We start from the raw sequence: 17,574 nt of genomic DNA, 5'->3' as shown, positions 1-17,574 counted from the left end.
TGACGGCGCCGAACTCCCGTGCCGGGTGCGGCGGTCGACGTAGACTGCCGGGCATGGCATGCCGCATCAGTGAGTTGGTCATCGACGCCGCCGACCCCGAGCGGCTCGCCGCCTTCTGGAGCGAGGTGCTCGGCTTCGTCGAGCTCGGGCGGGAGGGCGACGGGAGCATCGAGATCGGGCCGGCCGGGGTCGGGTTCGGCGGGCCGCAGCCCACGCTCATCTTCAGCCCGAGCAGCGACCCGAGGCCCGGGAAGCTGCGGCTGCACATCGACGTCAACGCCACCGACCGGGACCAGGACGCCGAGTTGGAGCGCCTGCTCGCGCTCGGCGCGGTGCCCACCGACGTCGGGCAGACCGACGAGGCGAGCTGGCACGTGCTGGCCGACCCGGAGGGCAACGAGTTCTGCCTGCTGCGTACCCGGCTGGCACCGCTCTGACCTGGGGGCGGGTACCGGGCGGCACCGGGTGGGCGACCCGAATCGCGTGGACGATCGTATGACCGGGCGTCATAGTGTGCGCCATGGCTTCTCTCGTGCATCACGTGACCATCGACTGTGCCGACACCTACCGGCTCGGGTCCTTCTGGGCCGCGGTCCTCGACAGCAAGCTCGCCGACGACGACAAGCCCGGTGACCCCGAGGCCCTGATCGTTGGTGAGCGGATGGATCTGCTCTTCATCGCCGTCCCCGACGACAAGGCGGGCAAGAACCGTCTGCACTTCGACCTGCAGCCCACCGACCGCACCCGTGACGAGGAGGTGGGGCGGCTGCTGGCCCTCGGCGCCACCGTGGTCGCCGACCGCCGCCGCCCCGACGGCACCGGCTGGGTCACCATGGCCGACATCGAGGGCAACGAGTTCTGCGTGGAGCGCAGCGCCGCCGAGCGCGCCGCCGCTGCGGCGTCCTGACCGCAGGAGAAACGGCGGTGGACCCGGGCGGGACCTCGTGGGTCGACCGCCCGGGTCCACCGGTCAGGGGCCGGGGTCAGCCGGCGGTCACCGAGGCGTCGTCGATCAGGAAGCCGGTCTGGAGGGAGGAGTCCTCGGTGCCGGTGAACTTGATCGTGACGGTCTTGCCCTTGAAGGCCGACAGGTCCAGCGTGCGCTGGACGTAGCCGGAGGTGGCGTCGACGTTCGAGTAGGTGGCCAGGGTGGTCGTCGTGGTGCCGTTGACGACCTGGACCTTCAGGGTGTCGTACGCCTTGTTCCCGGTCTCGGCGGTGGTGATCCGGTTCCAGAAGGTCAGCTTGGGCGCGGCGGCGGTCGCCGGGACGGCCACCGCCTGGGCGAGCGTGTCGGTGTGCGCGGAGCCGTAGCCGTCCAGCCAGGCGTAGTACGAGCCGGTACGGGGAGCCGCGCCCGCATCGTTGGTGATGACGCCGGAGCTACCCGTCCAGGAGGTCGCGCCGGACTCGAAGCCGGGGTTGAGCAGCAGGTTGCCACCGCTCGGCGGCGGGGTGGTGCCGCCGCCGCCGCAGGTGGTGGCGGTCGGGGCGACGGAGACCGCGCCCCAGGCCTTCTCCACCGCGGCGCACTGGGTGCTGCCGGCGCCGTACAGGTCCTTGGCGGCCTTGACGGTGGCGGTGCGGGCGCCCGGGTAGTCGGTGTTGGAGGTCATGTAGGCCGACAGCGCGCGGTACCAGATCTTCGTGGACGCGTCGTTGCCGATGCCCGCGACCGTCGAGCCGTCGCAGGTCGGGCTGTTGCCCCACTGGGACTGGCCGGAGCCGACGGCGAGCAGGTAGAAGAAGTGGTTGCCGACGCCCGACGAGTAGTGCGGGTTGAGGCTCTTGGTCGTGCTCGACCAGCACTTGACGGACTTTCCGTCCTTGCTCGGGTCGTCCATCCAGCGCAGCGGCGTGCCGTTGCCGTTCATGTCGATCTTCTCGCCGATGAGGTAGTCCGGCGTGTCGGCCGGGCTGTTGGCGTTGAACTCGACCATCGTGCCCATGATGTCCGAGGTGGCCTCGTTGAGGCCGCCCGCGTCGCCGCTGTAGATCAGACCGGCGGTGGCGGCGGTGACGCCGTGGCTCATCTCGTGGCCGGCGACGTCGATCTCGGTGAACGGCTTGGAGCCGACCGCGCCGTCGCCGTAGATCATCGAGAAGCTCGCGTCGTCCCAGCCGGCGTTGTCGTAGTTGGTGCCGTAGTGGACGAAGGAGCGGGCGCCGACACCGTCGTTCTTGATGCCGTTGCGGCCGAGGACGCTCTTGTAGAAGTCCCAGGTGGCCTGGATGCCGTAGTGGGCGTCGACGGCGACCGTGGCGCGGTCGGTCAGGGCGTTGTTGCCCCAGACGTTGTCGGCGTCGTTGAACGCGACGCCCCAGCCGGCCGGCGGCGAGTCGTCGGTGGTGGTCTGGTTCTGCGCGTCGCGGGTCTCGCCGTTGCCGCGGACCGGGTCCTTGAGGGTGTAGCTGGTGGTGGAGTTCTGGGTGGTGCTGACGGTGACGTTGCCGACCTGGTAGCCCTTGCCGGTGCCGGTGGAGGCGGCAGCGGCCGCAGCGGCGGGGGCCGAGCCGGCGGCGGCAGCGGCGGGCGCCGACGCGGCGGTGGGGGCCGCCTTGGTCGCCGCGCGCTTGGTGCCGTCGGGCAGGAACGCGGAGAAGCTGTCCCAGCTCTCGCCGGTGGCGCCGGTGGCGGCGTCGACCAGGACGTGGAGGTGGCTGGGCGAGCCGTCCGTGGCGGAGCCGTTGAGCGTGACCTCCCAGACCAGCTGCGGCTGGGCGCCGGTGACGTCCACGGTCAGGACGGCGGTACTGCTGCGGCGCGTGCCCTGGAAGAGCTTGGCGGCCTTGGCGATCGCCTGCTGATCGGTGACTGAGGGGGTCACCGAGAGCGAGAGCGGCGCGGCCTGGGTCAGGCTGGCGGAGTCGAGGGTGCCGTTGGGGGCGGAGTGGACGATCACGTCGCCGCCGCGGACGGGGAGGCCGCGGTAGGTCCGGTTGAAGTGGACGTGGCGGGTGCCGTCCGGGTCGACCTGCACGTTGGTCGCCACGAAGCGGTCGTCGGCGCCGGCCTTCACCGCGTCGGGGTGGGCGGCGACCTGGGCGTCGGCGTCCTGGACGGCCTTGTTCTGCGAGGCCTGGGGCGCCGGACCGGGGGCGGCGACGGCGGGGACACCGGCGCCGGCTATGACCAGGGTGCCGGCCGCGAGGATGAGCGAGCTGCTCAGAAGTGATCTCTTCATGCCGCCGAAGCGTGCTGGTTCATATGAATACCAGTCAACGCATGGCAATTCTGGAAAAATTAACAGACTTCAAGTTGACGGTGATGTGAACGGGCCTCGAACCTGGACGTTTCCTGGGAAGATCCGCCGCTACCTGGGAACTTTTGACCGCGGACAGTCGGACGGCGCCGCCGGGCCGGCCCGCGACTGTGATCCATCTCACGGCGCCGCGGCGCCGCGTGAAGGAGTGTCAGGAGCCTCGATCTGCCTGGTCAGGCCGGGAGGAAGGTCCAGGGCTCCCCCGCCGGCTGCTGGGCGAGGAGTGCGCCGTCGGCGGGGCCGGCCGGGGCGAGGGCGAGGCCGCTGTGTCGGGCCGTGAGGGTGTATCCGCCGCCGGGGGCGGGGACGGGCAGCCAGCGCTGGTTGTCGGCGCCGGTGCAGGTCCACTGGATGGCGGCGGCGCCGGGGGCGGTCGATGCGCCGCTGACGTCCAGGCACAGGCCCGACCTGAGGTTGCGGACGGTCCAGCCGCCGCCGGGGTCGGCGGTGAAGGTCCAGCGCTGGTTGTCGGTGGCGTGCCAGGCCCACTGGATCAGCTGGGTGCCGGTGCTGGTGGAGGAGCCGGGCACGTCGGCGACCTGGCCGGTGGCGGTGCGGGCGATCCGGTAGGTGCCGCCGGAGGTGACCGGGGTGTCGCAGGCGACCCCTGACCCGCCGTACGCACCCTGGGCCGGGGCGCCGGCCGGCAGCGCTGTGCCGAAGTAGTCGAGGGTGCCGGTGGCCGGGGTGCCGGCGCCGATCGCGGGCGAGCCGGCGCACAGCTGGTAGCCGGTGGCGTGCGCCTGGTCGGTGGCGGTGCCGGGGGCGCGCAGTCGCGGGTCGGCGGTGGTGCCCGCCCCGGCCGGGGCGCCGGAGACGCCGACCAGGTCGTTGTGGTCCAGCTGGTAGCCGCCGCCGCGCAGGGTCATCGAGGCACTGCCGGCGCCGGTCTTCACCACGATGTTGTTGCGGAAGGTGACGTTGCGCCGGGTGGTGTTGTTCTCCTGGATCACCGACTGGCTGACGCCCGGTCCCAGGTAGAGCGTGTTGTTGTGGACGTCGGCCGACTCGATCGGCCCGGAGCAGTTCTCGAAGCCGCGGTAGGCGTCGTTCTGGCTGATGTTGTAGCGGATCACGGCGGTGCGCAGGATGCCGGTCGCGTTGCAGAGCAGGAAGAAGCCACCGGCGTTGTCGTGGCTGTAGTTGTACTGGAAGACCGTGCCGACGGTGCCCTGGTCGACGTCGTAGGCCATGCCGTCGCGGGTGTTCCCGCCGCCGCCGGCCTCGTTGTACTGGAACAGCGCGTCGTCCGAATCGTACGTCCACAGGCCGGCGTTGTAGCCGGCCGAGCGGCGCTGGAAGCCGGTGACGGTGTTGTGCTCGATCACCGCGCCGCTGGTGTTACCGGCCACGATGCCGTCGCCGCCGAGGTCGGACAGCCGGTTGCCGCTGATCCGCACCCCGGTCCACGGGACGAAGGTGCCCGCGCTGTGCGCCTCGAAGCCGGAGCGGTTCCAGGTGGAGACCAGGAAGATGCCCTCGCGGTCCACCGTACGGACGGTGTTGTCCCGGATGGTGACCGCGTCGAAGCCGGTCGGGGTGGTGGTGCCGCCGACCGCGAGGTAGATGCCGCCGCTGCCGGCGAGGTCCTTGGTGTCGGTGCCGTTGACGTCGTGGATGTCGAGCTGCTCCAGCACCAGGTGGGTGGCGGTGCCGTAGTCGGAGAGCTCCACCGAGACGCCGCGCCGGGCGGCCGCGCCAATCCCCCGGTTGGTGATCTCCAGATTGCGGATCTCCCAGCCCTGCTGGTTGCGCAGCAGCACCGCGGCGGGCGCGCCGCCGCCGGCCACCAGGGGTTTGGCACCGGTGCCGTAGGCGTCGACGGTGATCGGCCGCTCGGGCGTGCCGGACCCCTTCGGCGCCAGCGTGCCGGGGCAGTTGGTGCCGCGCGCGAGCAGCAGCCGGTCGCCGGGGGCGAGGGTGGTCGTGCCCGCCCGGGTGAGGGTGCGCCAGGCGGTCTGCGGGGTGGTGCCGACGCCCGCGTCGTCGCCGGCCGCGCAGTCCAGGTAGTAGGTGGTCCCCTCGGTCCCCTCCACCGCGGCGGCCGGGCCGCCGGCGGCAGCGGCGCCCAGCAGGCACAGGGTGGCGACGAGCAGGGCGCGCAGGCGCATGACGGGGACCTCCGGGGTGCACCGGCCGGGACGGGGGCGGCACCAGTGCAGCACGGGACTGACACAGCGTCAATATCTGTGCGCAGAGCCATGGTTCCGCGCAGAAGCGCGCATCAGGCCCAGGCCGCTCACACGGCCGGCGGGTCGACCAGCCGCAGGCCGTCCATCAGCATCCCGGCCCGCTTGACCGTGCGCAGCACCGGGACCACCTCCACCTGCTGGACGGCCCGCAGTGCGCCGATCCGCTCGGTGAGGTAGCTGTAGAGCGCGTCGGTGTCGCGGCAGACCACCACCGCGAGCAGGGCGGCCGCGCCGGTGATCGCGGCCGCGAACGGCACTTCGGGGTGGCCGGCGAACGCGGCTCCGGTGGCCGCGAGTTCGGCCGGCGGCACGGTGAGCAGCAGGGCCGCCTGGGCGTGGTAGCCGAGCAGCTGCGGATCGATCTCGACGTCGAAGAAGATCGCGCCGGCAGCCCTGAGCTGCTCCAGCCGGCGGCGCACGGCCGACTCCGACAGGCCGGTGGCGCGGGCGAGTTCGGGGTAGCCGGTGCGCCCGTCGCGGCCCAGCACGGCGAGCATCGCGAGCGCGGCGTCGTCCAGCTCGACCCGGGTGCCCGGGTCGAACGCCCACGGTCGCTCCAGCGCCCGCAGCTGCTGCTCGGAGAGCACGTCCAGTCCGGCCCAGTGGCCGGGGCCGCCGTTGAAGGTGCGCAGGATGCTGTGCGCGGAGATGCCGGTCACCCGCCGCGTGCCGGGCAGTTTCTGGAGCAGCAGGGCGTCCCGGTCGGCGCGGTTGCGGGCCCGGGAGACGCAGTGGATCTCGGTGCCGCCGGAGTTCAGGGTGACCCAGGCGATGTCGGGGCGCCGGGCCAGCCCGTCGGCCACCTGGACGGCGGCGTCGGGGGTGCACTGCACGCGCAGCCAGGACTCGAACAGGCCGACCCGGTGGCCCACCGGCAGTCCGACCACCCGGAGCAGCCCGGCGGTGCGCAGCCGCCGGTAGCGCCGGATGACGGTCTGGTCGGAGACCTCCAGCACCTCGGCCAGCCGGCTGTACGGGGTGCGGCCGTCCGCCATCAGCGCCTGGACCAGGGCCTTGTCCAGGTCGTCGAGCTCTTCCGTCTGCTGCATGGTTTCCATCATGCCAGGGGCCGTCCATGTCGGATTCCGGCGCGAGGAGCCGTCCGGGTCATCGGATCCGCGAGCCGGCTGCGAGATTCAGGGGGTGAGACCGGGCAACGGGTGCCCGGCCGCGAGATCGAGGAGTGTTCCGATGCGCAAATGGCTGCCGCTGACCGCGGTCTGCCTGGGAGCGTTCATGCTGCTGGTGGACGTCACCATCGTGACGGTCGCGCTCCCCGACATGGCCACCAGCCTGCACACCGGCTTCGCCGACCTGCAGTGGGTGATGGACGGGTACGCGCTGGCGCTGGCCGCGCTGCTGCTGGGCGCCGGCGCGCTGGCCGACCGGGTCGGACGCCGGCGGGTCTACCTGGCCGGGCTGGTGCTGTTCGCCCTCGCCTCGCTGGCCTGCGGCCTGGCCTCCGGGCCGGACCAGCTGATCGCCTTCCGGGTGCTCCAGGGCGTCGGTGGCGCCGCGATGTTCGCCACCACCATGGCCCTGCTCAGCCACGCCTACCAGGGCCGCGACCGGGGCGTCGCATTCGGGGTCTGGGGCGCGGTGAACGGCGCCGCGGCGGCGGCCGGCCCGATCGTCGGCGGCCTGCTCACCGAGCACTTCGGCTGGCGCTGGATCTTCCTGGTCAACCTGCCGGTCAGCGTCCTGGCGGTGGCGGTCACGCTGCGGGCGGTCAAGGAGTCGCGCAACCCGCACGCCACCGGCGTCGACCTGCCCGGCATGGCGGCCTTCACGGTGGCCGCCGGCTCGGTCACCTACGCGCTGATCACGGTCGGCGAGCACGGCTGGGGCTCCACCCGCACACTCGGCCTGTTCGCGCTCGGCGCGGTGGCGCTGCTCGCCTTCGTCCTGGTGGAGCTGCGCAGCAGCCGCCCGATGCTGGACCTGGGGCTGCTGCGCAACCCGGCCTTCGTCGGCATCATGATCGGCGGTCTGCTGCTCTCCGCCGCCGCCTTCTCCTACCTGGGCTACGCCTCGCTGTGGCTCCAGTCGGTGCGCGGGATGGGCCCGGTCGCGGCCGGGCTGGCGCTGCTGCCGATGAGCGTGGTGGCGTTCCTGACCGCCGGGATCGCCGGGCGGCGGCTGCACGGCGTGCCGGCCCGGCTGACGGTCGGCGGCGGACTGCTGCTGATCGGCGCCGGCGCGCTGCTCCAGGCCATGATCGGGGCGGACTCCGGCTGGGCCGTACTCGCGCCGGGGCTGGCGGTGACCGGGGCGGGCGTCGGCCTGGCCACCCCGGCGATGGCGGCGGCGGCGATGTCGGCCGTGCCGGCCACCCGGGCCGGGATGGCGGGCGGCGCGCTGAACACCGCCCGCCAGCTCGGCAACGCGCTCGGGATCGCGCTGCTCGGCGCCGTCTTCCAGGCCGGGATGGTGCACTCGCTCGACCGCTCCCCCGCGGCCGGCGACCCGCAGGGCCTGGCGGACGCCCTGACCGGCGGGCAGGCGGGCGCGGTGGTCGCCCGGGCGGCGGCCGGGACGCGGCCCGCGGTCGAGCAGCTGGTGCACACGGCCTTCGCCGACGGACTGCGCGACACCTTCCTGGTGTCGGGTGCGTTCGGGCTGGTCGGCGGGGTGGTCGTGCTGCTGATGCTGCGCCGCCCGCCCGCCCCGGTGCCGGTGCCGGCCTCGACGCTCGGTGCCGAGCCGGCGCGGGCAGGCGGGGAGCGCCCGGCGGTGGCGAGAATGGAGTGATGTCCCGCCTCGGCTGGAGGCTTCATGGCGAGCGAGTTCGACTCCGAACGGCGGCTGCCGGCGGCGGCCTCCCCCCGGTGGGGGAGGCTGATCGCGTTCGCCTACCTGCTGATCCTGCTGGCCCTGGTCACCGATCTGGTGACCGGGCCCAGCTTCACGTTCTCCCCGCTGCTGGCCGCGGTGCCGGTGCTGGCGGCGGCCGAGACCCGCAGGCCGTGGGTGCCGCTGGCGGCGGGCGCGGTCGCGCTGGCGGGGGTCTGGCTGCTGGCCGCACTCAACGACGAGGTGGGCACGGTCGTGCACGCCACCTCGGCGGCGGCGGTCGCGGCGGTGGCGGTGGCGAGCGCCGCCTCGGTCGCCCTGGTCGCCGACCGCGAGCGCCGGCTCGCCGAACTGCGCTCGGTCGCGGAGGCCGCCCAGGAGGCGCTGCTGCGCCCGGTGCCGTCCCGGATCGGGCGGCTGCGGACGGCGGTGCGCTACGCCCCGGCCGCCGCCGAGGCCAGGATCGGCGGCGACCTGTACGCGGTGGCGGAGTCGCCCTACGGGGTCCGGGTGCTGCTCGGCGACGTCCGCGGCAAGGGGCTCGGCGCGGTGGAGACGGCGGCGGACGTGCTGGGGGTGTTCCGCGAGGCGGCGGTGCTGGAGAGCGACCTCGCGGAGGTGGCCGGCCGGCTGGACGCGGTGGTGGCCCGGCGGCCCGGCGAGGAGGAGTTCGTCACCGCCGTCCTGCTGTCGGTGCCGGCGGCCGGCCCGGCCGCCGTGGTCAACTGCGGGCACCCGCCGCCGATGCTGTGCACCGGCGGGCGGGTCACCGGGGTCGACCCGGCCGCCTGGTCACCGCCGCTGGCCCTGCTCGGGCTGACCGGCGGCCGCTACCCGGTGCAGGCGCTGCCGCTGGAGCCCGGCCAGACGCTGCTGCTCTACACCGACGGCATCTCGGAGGCCCGGGACGCCACCGGCCGGTTCTACCCGCTGGCCGAGCGGCTCGCCGGGATGCCGCCCGAGGCCGGCCCGGACGCGCTGCTGGAGCAGCTGCTCGCCGACGTCCGCCGCTACACCGTGGACGGGCTGACGGACGACGCCGCCGTGCTGGCCCTCACCCGCACCGGCTGACCGACCCCGGGCGCGCGGCTCAGCCGACCCGCTCCGGGACCCGCTGCCGCTCCCGGTCGCGGGCGGCACGCCGCAGCGCCCGCCGGTCCAGCACCCGGGTCAGCACGTACCAGATCACCACCGCGTAGGCCCAGCCGGCCAGGATGTCGACGATGAAGTGCTCGGCGCCGTAGACCAGGGTGAACGCCATCGCCAGCGGATAGGCCACCAGCACGACCCTGGTCCAGCGGCCGGCGCCGGCCCAGAAGAACAGCGCGATCAGCATCGGGTACGCGGCGTGCAGCGAGGGCATCGCGGCCACGTCGTTGGCGAACTGGCTGCCGTTCTCGAACACCGAGCCGGCCCGTGGCAGCCCGCTCTGGTTGAGCACGTCCGAGACGATCCGGGTGACCGCCGGCAGGTGGCCCTCCTGCGCCGTCAGCCACGGCGGGTCGGCCGGGTACAGCACGTAGGTGGCGAAGCCGGCGAAGGTGACGGCCAGGTAGAGCGCCAGCAGCCGCCGGAAGCGCGGGTACTGACGCTTCCAGAGCACCGCGAGCACCAGGAAGACCGTGAAGAAGTGCGACATGTAGACCATGACGGCCGCGTAGTCGTACCAGTGCGGGGAGCCGGGCGTGTAGAGCCAGTGCTGCAGCCGGACCGTCCAGGTCTCGCCGCCGCCCAGGAAGGTGTCGATGCTCAACTGGGGCTCGTAGCGCACCGGCCACGGGGTGTGCGCGCCGTACCCGCGCAGCAGCGAGTACGCCCAGACCACCGCCATCACCGGCACCCAGTCCCGCAGCACCAGCAGCCAGCCGGTGCGGCCGCCGCTGTGCACCGAGGCGGCGACCAGCGCCGCGATCAGCCAGCAGAACACCACGTCGTTGGCGTACGGCAGGCCGTAGGTCCACAGGTACCAGGCGAAGGCGAGCGCGAACAGCGGCCAGGCGAGGTGGCGGGGCCGCAGCCCGTGCCACACCGCGCCCGTTCTGCTCGGCCCACCCTGCCGCAGGTCGTTCCGGGTCGCCGAATGCGCAGGTCGGAGCAGGTCGGTCATGGCGCTCGAAGCTAGCACCGGATTCTTGGAAGAACCTATGGAAGCTTCTCGCCACGCCCAGGAAACAATCAGGAGGCGAACCTTTCGCGGGCGGGCGCCCGAGGCCGTCGCTCCCACCGGGGCGGGAACCGCCCGCGGGAGCCCGTTCGCCAGCTGCTGCCTGGGTTCAAGCATGGCCCACCACCGCCCGGCGGGGGCCCGGCGGGTGTGCCGGCGCCCGCCCGGACGGACCGCGCTCGGGGACGGATTCCTTGCTCCGAGGCTACGCCCGAAAGAGGTCAGCCCGCCTGTGCGTTGACGCGCTCCACGATCGATTCGCACAGCTCGTGGGTGCGCAGCGCGTCCCGGGCCGAGAGCGTCTTGCCGGCCCGCACGGCGTCCAGGAAGGTGGTCACGATCTGCTCGATGCCGCGCTGGCGGGCCACCGGCACCCAGTCGCCGCGGCGGCGGATGCTGGGCTGGCCCTTGTGGTCGATCACCTCGGACAGGTTGACCACCACCCGCTTGGCGTCACCGCCCGACACCTCCAGCACCTCCTCGGTGGAGCCGCTGACCCGGTTCATGATGCCGAGCGCGGTGAAGCCGTCGCCGGCCAGCGTGAGCACCAGGTGCTCCAGCAGGCCGCCCCTGGTCCGGGAGCGGACGTCGACGTGCTCGATCTCGCCCGGCACCAGGAAGCGCAGGGTGTCCACCACGTGGATGAAGTCGTCCAGCACGACGCTGCGCACGGCCTCCGGCAGGCCCTCGCGGTGCTTCTGCAGCACGATCAGGTCGCGCGGGCGCTCGGCCGCCAGCAGGTAGCCGGGCGCGTGCCGGCGGTTGAAGCCGACCAGCAGCGAGCGGCCGGTCAGCTCGGCCAGCTCGACCAGCCGGCGGGAGCCCTCCAGGTGGTAGTCCAGCGGCTTGTCCACGTAGACGTCGACACCGGCGGTGAGCAGCCGCTCGACGATCGTCACGTGCTGGTCGGTGGCGGCGTGCACGAACGCGGCCCGGATGCCGCTGTCGATCAGCTCGCCGAGATCGGTGAAGCGCTGCGGCAGGCGGTAGGCGTCACCGATCCGGTCGAGCTTGGCCCGGTCGCGGGTCATCAGCCGCAGGTCGAGACCGGGCTGGGTGGCGAGCACCGGGAGGTAGGCCTTCTGCGCGATGTCACCGAGCCCGATCACCCCCACCGGCAGGGCGGCGCTGTCGAGGTCGGGGTGGCGGTCGCTCATCGGGTGCTCCTGGTGAGGGTGGGCGGACGGCCGCGCCGGTCACCGGACCCGACCATCCGGCAGCATATGCCAGAACCATCCCTGAGCAGTCAGAACGCACCACCCTGGCCGGACTTGGCCGGTCGGCCGCGGGCGGTTGCGGACGCGCGGCGCGCGGGCGGGCACAATGTGCGCATGACTACTGCTCGTTGGAACGGCCGGATCCTCGCGGACAGCGATCGCACCGTGCTGGTGGAGGGCAACCACTACTTCCCCGCCGACTCGGTGCGCGCCGAGTTCCTCGGCCCGTCCGCCACCACCACGCGCTGCCCCTGGAAGGGCGACGCCTCGTACTACACGGTGCGGGTGGACGGAGCCGAGAACCCGGACGCCGCCTGGTACTACGCCGATCCGAAGCCGGAGGCGGCGCACCTGACGGGGATGGTGGCCTTCTGGCGGGGCGTGCAGATCACCCACTGAGCGCGCGGAACACCCCAGGGGCCCGGGGCCGCGGGTCAGTGCTCCGCCAGCTCGCCCGCGGCCTCGGTGAGCGCGGCGAGCACCGGCCGGATCAGCGGGTGCCGCTCCGCCCCGCTGCGGACGGCGGCGAACACCTTGCGGGTGGCGAGGGCACTGTCCACCGGGCGGACCGCGACCCGGGACAGGTCGGTGTCGCGCAGCGCCGAACGCGGCACCAGCGCTACCCCGGCCCCCGCCGAGGCCAGCGCCAGCACCGCCCGGAAGTCGTCCGAGGAGTGCACCAGCCGGGGCTGGAAACCCGCGTACTCGCAGGCCAGCAGCACCACGTCGTGGCAGGGGTTGCCCGGGTAGGGGCCGATCCACGGCTCGGCCGCCAGATCGGCCACGGCGACCGGGCCGCCCCCGGCGGCCAGCGGGTGCCCGAGCGGCAGCACCGCCTCGAACGGCTCCGCGTACAGCGGCACCCGGGTCAGCCGCTGGTCGTCGGCGCGCGGCGCGCCCCGGTACTCGACGGCGACCGCGATGTCGGCACCGCCGTCCAGCAGCATCGGCAGGCTGGCGTCGCCCTCCGCGTCCAGCACCTTGAGCCGCACCCCGGGCGCGGAGCGGGCCAGGCCGGCGATCGCGGGGGCCAGCACCAGCGCGATCCCGGTCGCGAAGGCCGCCACCGTGACCTCGCCCGCCGCGCCGTCCCGGTACGCCGCGAGGTCCGCCTCGGCCCGCTCCAGCTGGGCCAGCACCGCGTCCGCGTGGGTCAGCAGGATCTCGCCGGCCGCCGTCAGCCGGACGCCCCGGCCGTCGCGGGCGAGCAGGTGGTGGCCGGTCTCCTGCTCCAGCGCCGCCAGCTGCTGCGAGACGGCGGAGGGGGTCAGGTAGAGCGCGGCCGCGGCGGCCGTCACGGTCCGGTGGTCGGCCACGGCCCGCAGGGTCCGCAGCCGTCGTGCGTCGATCACCCGGCCATTGTGCCAGCGTGCGGGGTGCCGGCGGGGCGGGGAGTCCTGCGGGGGCCGGGGGGCGCCGTACGGGGGCCGGGCGGGCGCCTGGGCGGCGGGGTCAGCGGGGCAGGTCAGCGGGGCAGGTCGGGGACGGTGGTCGGGGGGCGGCCGGTGATGATCCGGCCCTGGTTGCGCAGGCTCTCGCTGCCGGGCTCCCAGTAGCCGCTGTGCCCGCTGGTGTCGACCTCGATCCGCCGGGCCCCGAACGGGCGGGACTGCGGCTCGGCGCCGAACACCGTCCCCGCGACCGCCTGGATGCCGTCGTCGCGGGCGGTGCCCACCCAGACGTGCGCGGGGTCGGCCTGGAGGCCCGAGGCCCGGTCCACCCCCAACCCCGGCGCGGCCAGCGCGACGATCTCGTCCGCGTGCAGCCCGCCGCCGCCCCGCGCCGCGGCGCCGACCGCGTAGCAGCCGTAGCTGTGGCCGATCACCGTGGTGTGGCCGGGTGCCCCACCCCGCGCGGCGGCCAGCCCCGCGGTGAAGCGGCGCAGCGGTTCGGCCGCCGCGTCGCCGCGGCCGGTGCCGGCGACGCTGCCGTTGCCCCATTCGGGGGCGTCGTAGCCGAGCCAGGAGACCACCGCGACCGGTTCGCCGGGTGCGGTCGCCTCGGCGGCGCCCTGAAGGCGGCGGATGTGGTCGATCTGGCCCGGTACCCCCGCCAGCACGGTGCCGGTGCCGGGGACGAACACGGCGGTGTGCCGGGCCCGGTCCGGATCGCCGGTGGCGACCACGGCCCGGCCGTCGCCCTCGGGGTCGAGGCCGAGCAGGAACAGCCGGTGCGGCGGCGGGTCGCCGTCGCCCTGGTCCAGCTTGAGCTTGATCGCCTTGAGGGCGGCCACCCGCTCGTTGTACGCCGCGTCGGTCAGCCCGAAGGTGCCGGGGCCGCCCTGCTGGAGCGCGTCCAGCCGCTGGTCCAGGACCAGCCTGTTGGCCCGGTCGCGGTCGGCGGCGGGCAGCCCGTCCAGCCGGCCGAGCTCGGCCGGCTGCAGCGCCAGCCGGCTGCGCCGCTGCTCGGGGGTGAGGTGCGCCCACCAGGCGGCGGTGGCCGCCGGGTCGGTGCCGTCCGGCAATGCGGTTTCGACCAGGCCGAGTTCGCGCACCACGGCGGCGGCGTCGGTGGCGGTCTCGGCGGCGGGGCCGAACGGCCGGGGTGCGGTGAGGATGTCCGCGTCCAGCCGGGCGAGGGCCCGGTCGCCCTGCTCGCTGGCGTCCAGCGCGGCTCGGTGCGCGGCGTCGATCCGGGCCTGCAACTCGGCCGATCGGGCCTGGAGTTCGGCGTACTCGGCCGGGAGCGCCGGCGGTTCGGCGGGCGGCCCCACCCGGCCGTCGGCGGAGACCGGCAGGCCGCCGTCCTCGGCCCGGCGCACCGCGTTCACCAGGTTGGTCTGCGCCTGGTACATCCGCTCCGCGACGGTGTCCAGGGTGAGCGCGGCCGCCTCGGCCTCCACCCGGACCACGTCCAGCAGGAGTTCGGTGCGCTCCATGGTGCGGAACGCGGCGTCCGCGTCGGCGCCCTGCCAGCCGTGCCGCAGCGGGCCGTTGACCGCCGTGCGGTGCCGGGCACCGGCCTCGTCGACGGCCTGGGCCAGGGTGCGCCAGCCGTTCGCCGCCGAGCGCAGGTCGGCCGGGTCCAGGCCGAGCAGCAGCGCGTGCACGCCGTCCACCGGGCCGGCGGGGCTCACCGGGCCACCGGGGCCTTCCAGGCGTCGGCGATCGCCCGGTCGGTCCGGAGGTAACCCTCGGCGTTGGCCTCCAGGTTGGCGGCGGTGTCGGCGAGGCGGTCGCGGACGGCGGCGAGCGGGGCGGCCCAGCCGTCCGCCAGCCGCCCGAGGCCCTGCGCCACCGCCCAGCCGGCGAGCCGGCCGGCGCCCGCGGCGCTGGCGCCGAGCGCCACCCCGACCGGGCCGTCCAGCTCCGCCCCGAGCGCCCGGGCCACGCCGGCGGAGGCCCGCAGCTCCCCCGGGTCGACCTTGATCCCGTCCAACTCACCACTCCCGCAGCTCGGTTCGGGAGCCAACCTTACACGGATCGGTCACGCTGCGTGTTCGTGCGATGACCCGATCGGGAGCGGGCCGGGCGCACGGCGGGGACGTACGGCCGACGGCCGGCACCGGGTGGTCCGGGCCGGCCGTCGGGCGGGGCGGGCGGGGGGTCGGCCCCGCGGTGCTCAGGTACGGCTCAGGGTCACTCGCCGAGGGCGGCGCGGGCGTCCACGAAGGCCGCCACGGCACGCTCGACGTCCTCGGTGGAGTGCGCGGCCGAGAGCTGGACCCGGATCCGGGCGGCGCCGTGCGGCACCACCGGGTAGGAGAACCCGATCACGTACACGCCGCGCTCCAGCAGCAGTTCGGCAAGCCGGCCGGCCTTGGCCGCGTCGCCGATCATCACCGGGGCGATGGCGTGCTCGCCCGGCAGGATCTCGAAGCCGGCCTCGGTCATCCTCGACCGGAACAGCGCCGTGTTGGCGGCCAGCCGCTCGCGCAGGTCGCCGGACTTCTCCAGCAGGTCGAGCACCGTGAGCGAGGCCGAAGCGATCACCGGGGCCAGCGAGTTGGAGAACAGGTACGGGCGCGAACGCTGGCGCAGCAGCGCGACGATCTCGCGGCGGGCGGCGACGTAGCCGCCGGAGGCGCCGCCGAGCGCCTTGCCCAGGGTGCCGGTGATGATGTCCACCCGGTCCATCACGCCGTGCAGTTCGGGGGTGCCGCGGCCGGTCGGGCCGACGAAGCCGACGGCGTGCGAGTCGTCGACCATCACCATGGCGTCGTAGCGGTCGGCCAGGTCGCAGATCTCGCGCAGCGGGGCGATGTAGCCGTCCATCGAGAACACGCCGTCGGTGACGATCAGGCGGCGCCGGGCGTCCTGGGTGTCCTTGAGCTGCTGCTCCAGGTCGGCCAGGTCGCGGTTGGCGTAGCGGTGCCGGCGGGCCTTGGAGAGCCGGATGCCGTCGATGATGCTGGCGTGGTTGAGCGCGTCGGAGATGACGGCGTCGCGCTCGTCCAGCAGGGTCTCGAAGACGCCGCCGTTGGCGTCGAAGCAGGAGGAGTAGAGGATGGTGTCCTCCTGGCCGAGGAAGGCGGAGAGCCGCTCCTCGAGCTCCTTGTGCACGTCCTGGGTGCCGCAGATGAAGCGGACCGAGGCCATGCCGTAGCCCCAGCGGTCCAGGGCGTCCTTGGCGGCGGCGACCACGGCGGGGTGGTCGGCCAGGCCGAGGTAGTTGTTGGCGCAGAAGTTCAGCACCTGCTCCGAGCGGCCGGTGACGGCGACCGCGGCGTTCTGCGGGGTGCCGATCACGCGCTCGGGCTTGAACAGGCCGGCCTCGCGGATCTCCTCGACGGTGGCGGCGAGGTCGTCGCGGACGTTGTCGAACACAGTGGCTCCTAGGGCTTGTCAGGGGTCAGCGGGTCGGACGGTCCGGTCTCAGGCGGTCCAGTCGAGGATGACCTTGCCGCAGTTGCCGCCGGCGGCCTCGTCGAAGGCGGCGCCGAACTCCGAGGCGGGGTAGCGGCCGGTGATCACCGGGGTGAGGTCGAGGCCGCCCTCCAGCAGGACGGACATCGCGTACCAGGTCTCGAACATCTCGCGGCCGTAGATGCCCTTGATGGTGATCATCGAGGTGACGATCCGGGCCCAGTCCACCGGGAAGTCGTCGGCGGGCAGGCCGAGCATGGCGATCTTGCCGCCGTGGGTCATGTTGGCGATCATCGACTGCATCGCCTCGGGGCGGCCGGACATCTCCAGGCCGACGTCGAAGCCCTCGCGCAGGCCCAGCTTCTGCTGGCCCTCCTCGATGGTGTGCTCGGCGACGTTCAGCGCGAGCGTGACGCCGACCTCGCGGGCGAGGTCCAGCCGGTACGGGGAGACGTCGGTGATCATCACGTTCCGGGCGCCGGCGTGCTTGGCGACGGCGGCGGCCATGATGCCGATCGGGCCGGCGCCGGTGACCAGCACGTCCTCGCCGACCAGCGGGAAGGACAGCGCGGTGTGCACGGCGTTGCCGAACGGGTCGAAGATCGCGGCGACGTCCAGGTCGACCGGGACCCGGTGCACCCAGACGTTGGAGGCGGGCAGCGCCACGTACTCGGCGAACGCGCCGTTGCGGTTGACGCCCAGGCCGACCGTGTTGCGGCACAGGTGGCGGCGGCCCGCCAGGCAGTTGCGGCACTTGCCGCAGACCAGGTGGCCCTCTCCGGAGACCAGGTCGCCGACGTTGATGTCGGCGACGGCGGAGCCGATCGCGGCGACCTCGCCGACGAACTCGTGGCCGAGGACCAGGGGGGTCTTGATGGTGTTCTGCGCCCAGCCGTCCCACTTGCGGATGTGCAGGTCGGTGCCGCAGATGCCGGTGCGCAGCACCTTGATCAGCACGTCGCCGGGGCCGATCTCGGGCTCGGGGACGTCCATCAGCCAGAGCCCGGGCTCGGCCTTCTGCTTGACGAGTGCCTTCACGGGGTGAGCTCCTGACGCACGCGGGGACGTGGCCTGGTGTCGACAGGCCGAAACCGCCCGGCCTCACCGCCCGCACTCCGACGGAGCCGCGCGCCCGACCGG

General features: G+C 73.9%; 15 protein-coding genes. 5 read left to right on the top strand and 10 right to left on the bottom strand.

Annotation, left to right across the window (positions count from 1 at the left end):
- Positions 1–53 precede the first annotated feature (53 nt).
- Both ABT014_RS16190 and ABT014_RS16185 read left to right on the top strand, forming a co-directional pair.
- Positions 54–437: a VOC family protein gene (locus ABT014_RS16190; protein ID WP_350639394.1), complete on the top strand. Its 384-nt coding sequence runs from the start codon at positions 54–56 to the stop codon at positions 435–437.
- An 83-nt stretch (positions 438–520) separates the two neighbouring features.
- Entirely contained in the window at positions 521–907 is a 387-nt protein-coding gene (locus ABT014_RS16185) for a VOC family protein (RefSeq protein ID WP_350639393.1), read from the top strand.
- Between the two features lie 76 nt (positions 908–983).
- Here the strand turns inward: ABT014_RS16185 and ABT014_RS16180 are convergent, their stop codons facing one another.
- From ABT014_RS16180 to ABT014_RS16170, 3 genes are all read right to left on the bottom strand, one after another.
- Positions 984–3,185: a M4 family metallopeptidase gene (locus ABT014_RS16180; RefSeq protein ID WP_350639392.1), complete on the bottom strand. Its 2,202-nt coding sequence runs from the start codon at positions 3,183–3,185 to the stop codon at positions 984–986.
- A gap of 251 nt (positions 3,186–3,436) precedes the next feature.
- Positions 3,437–5,374: an RICIN domain-containing protein gene (locus ABT014_RS16175; RefSeq protein WP_350639391.1), complete on the bottom strand. Its 1,938-nt coding sequence runs from the start codon at positions 5,372–5,374 to the stop codon at positions 3,437–3,439.
- Between the two features lie 128 nt (positions 5,375–5,502).
- A complete protein-coding gene (locus tag ABT014_RS16170; protein WP_350639390.1) occupies positions 5,503–6,504 on the bottom strand; it encodes an Lrp/AsnC family transcriptional regulator in 1,002 nt (333 codons plus the stop codon).
- Between the two features lie 142 nt (positions 6,505–6,646).
- Here ABT014_RS16170 and ABT014_RS16165 point away from each other — a divergent pair, with 142 nt between their 5' ends.
- Together ABT014_RS16165 and ABT014_RS16160 are read left to right on the top strand one after the other, a co-directional pair.
- Complete coding sequence (locus tag ABT014_RS16165) at positions 6,647–8,206, top strand: MFS transporter (RefSeq protein WP_350639389.1); 1,560 nt, start codon at positions 6,647–6,649, stop codon at positions 8,204–8,206.
- 24 nt (positions 8,207–8,230) lie between these two features.
- Complete coding sequence (locus ABT014_RS16160) at positions 8,231–9,319, top strand: PP2C family protein-serine/threonine phosphatase (RefSeq protein ID WP_350639388.1); 1,089 nt, start codon at positions 8,231–8,233, stop codon at positions 9,317–9,319.
- Positions 9,320–9,338: 19 nt separating this feature from the next.
- Here ABT014_RS16160 and ABT014_RS16155 read toward each other — a convergent pair whose 3' ends face one another.
- Together ABT014_RS16155 and ABT014_RS16150 are read right to left on the bottom strand one after the other, a co-directional pair.
- Positions 9,339–10,355, bottom strand: coding sequence for a phosphatase PAP2 family protein (locus tag ABT014_RS16155; protein ID WP_350639387.1), 1,017 nt, complete (start codon positions 10,353–10,355; stop codon positions 9,339–9,341).
- A 278-nt stretch (positions 10,356–10,633) separates the two neighbouring features.
- The gene (locus tag ABT014_RS16150) at positions 10,634–11,533 is read right to left on the bottom strand and encodes a Gfo/Idh/MocA family protein (protein WP_350639500.1); all 900 of its coding nucleotides are present in this window, start codon (positions 11,531–11,533) and stop codon (positions 10,634–10,636) included.
- A 210-nt stretch (positions 11,534–11,743) separates the two neighbouring features.
- Here ABT014_RS16150 and ABT014_RS16145 point away from each other — a divergent pair, with 210 nt between their 5' ends.
- On the top strand, positions 11,744–12,028 hold the full coding sequence (locus ABT014_RS16145; RefSeq protein WP_350639386.1) for a DUF427 domain-containing protein: 285 nt from the start codon (positions 11,744–11,746) through the stop codon (positions 12,026–12,028).
- Positions 12,029–12,063: 35 nt separating this feature from the next.
- Here ABT014_RS16145 and ABT014_RS16140 read toward each other — a convergent pair whose 3' ends face one another.
- The 5 genes from ABT014_RS16140 to tdh all read right to left on the bottom strand — a co-directional run bounded on the left by ABT014_RS16140 (position 12,064) and on the right by tdh (position 17,472).
- Positions 12,064–12,981 (bottom strand): LysR family transcriptional regulator, encoded by a 918-nt coding sequence (locus tag ABT014_RS16140; protein WP_350639385.1) that lies wholly within the window; start codon positions 12,979–12,981, stop codon positions 12,064–12,066.
- Between the two features lie 113 nt (positions 12,982–13,094).
- Positions 13,095–14,705, bottom strand: coding sequence for an alpha/beta hydrolase (locus ABT014_RS16135; RefSeq protein ID WP_350639384.1), 1,611 nt, complete (start codon positions 14,703–14,705; stop codon positions 13,095–13,097).
- The gene (locus ABT014_RS16130) at positions 14,702–15,007 is read right to left on the bottom strand and encodes a hypothetical protein (protein ID WP_350639383.1); all 306 of its coding nucleotides are present in this window, start codon (positions 15,005–15,007) and stop codon (positions 14,702–14,704) included. Before ABT014_RS16130 ends, ABT014_RS16135 begins: the two co-directional genes overlap by 4 nt.
- Positions 15,008–15,207: 200 nt before the next feature.
- Positions 15,208–16,395 carry a glycine C-acetyltransferase gene (locus tag ABT014_RS16125; protein ID WP_350639382.1) on the bottom strand — a complete coding sequence of 396 codons (1,188 nt, stop codon included), beginning with the start codon at positions 16,393–16,395 and terminating at the stop codon, positions 15,208–15,210.
- A gap of 48 nt (positions 16,396–16,443) precedes the next feature.
- Positions 16,444–17,472, bottom strand: a complete 1,029-nt coding sequence (gene tdh / locus ABT014_RS16120) for an L-threonine 3-dehydrogenase (RefSeq protein ID WP_350639381.1) — start codon at positions 17,470–17,472, stop codon at positions 16,444–16,446.
- Positions 17,473–17,574: the final 102 nt, after the last annotated feature.

Origin of the sequence: Kitasatospora sp. NPDC094015 (genome assembly GCF_040304075.1) — a bacterium.
Lineage (GTDB): Bacteria > Actinomycetota > Actinomycetes > Streptomycetales > Streptomycetaceae > Kitasatospora.
Note: the sequence above shows the minus strand (reverse complement) of the source record. Positions and strands in the feature narration are given on the sequence as shown.

Coding starts and splice junctions, on each gene's coding strand:
- ABT014_RS16160 (WP_350639388.1), top strand. CDS start 8,231: ATGGCGAGCGAGTTCGACTCCGAACGGCGGCTGCCGGCGGCGGCCTCC.
- ABT014_RS16145 (WP_350639386.1), top strand. CDS start 11,744: ATGACTACTGCTCGTTGGAACGGCCGGATCCTCGCGGACAGCGATCGC.
- ABT014_RS16190 (WP_350639394.1), top strand. CDS start 54: ATGGCATGCCGCATCAGTGAGTTGGTCATCGACGCCGCCGACCCCGAG.
- ABT014_RS16185 (WP_350639393.1), top strand. CDS start 521: ATGGCTTCTCTCGTGCATCACGTGACCATCGACTGTGCCGACACCTAC.
- ABT014_RS16155 (WP_350639387.1), bottom strand. CDS start 10,355: ATGACCGACCTGCTCCGACCTGCGCATTCGGCGACCCGGAACGACCTG.
- ABT014_RS16170 (WP_350639390.1), bottom strand. CDS start 6,504: ATGCAGCAGACGGAAGAGCTCGACGACCTGGACAAGGCCCTGGTCCAG.
- ABT014_RS16180 (WP_350639392.1), bottom strand. CDS start 3,185: ATGAAGAGATCACTTCTGAGCAGCTCGCTCATCCTCGCGGCCGGCACC.
- ABT014_RS16165 (WP_350639389.1), top strand. CDS start 6,647: ATGCGCAAATGGCTGCCGCTGACCGCGGTCTGCCTGGGAGCGTTCATG.
- ABT014_RS16175 (WP_350639391.1), bottom strand. CDS start 5,374: ATGCGCCTGCGCGCCCTGCTCGTCGCCACCCTGTGCCTGCTGGGCGCC.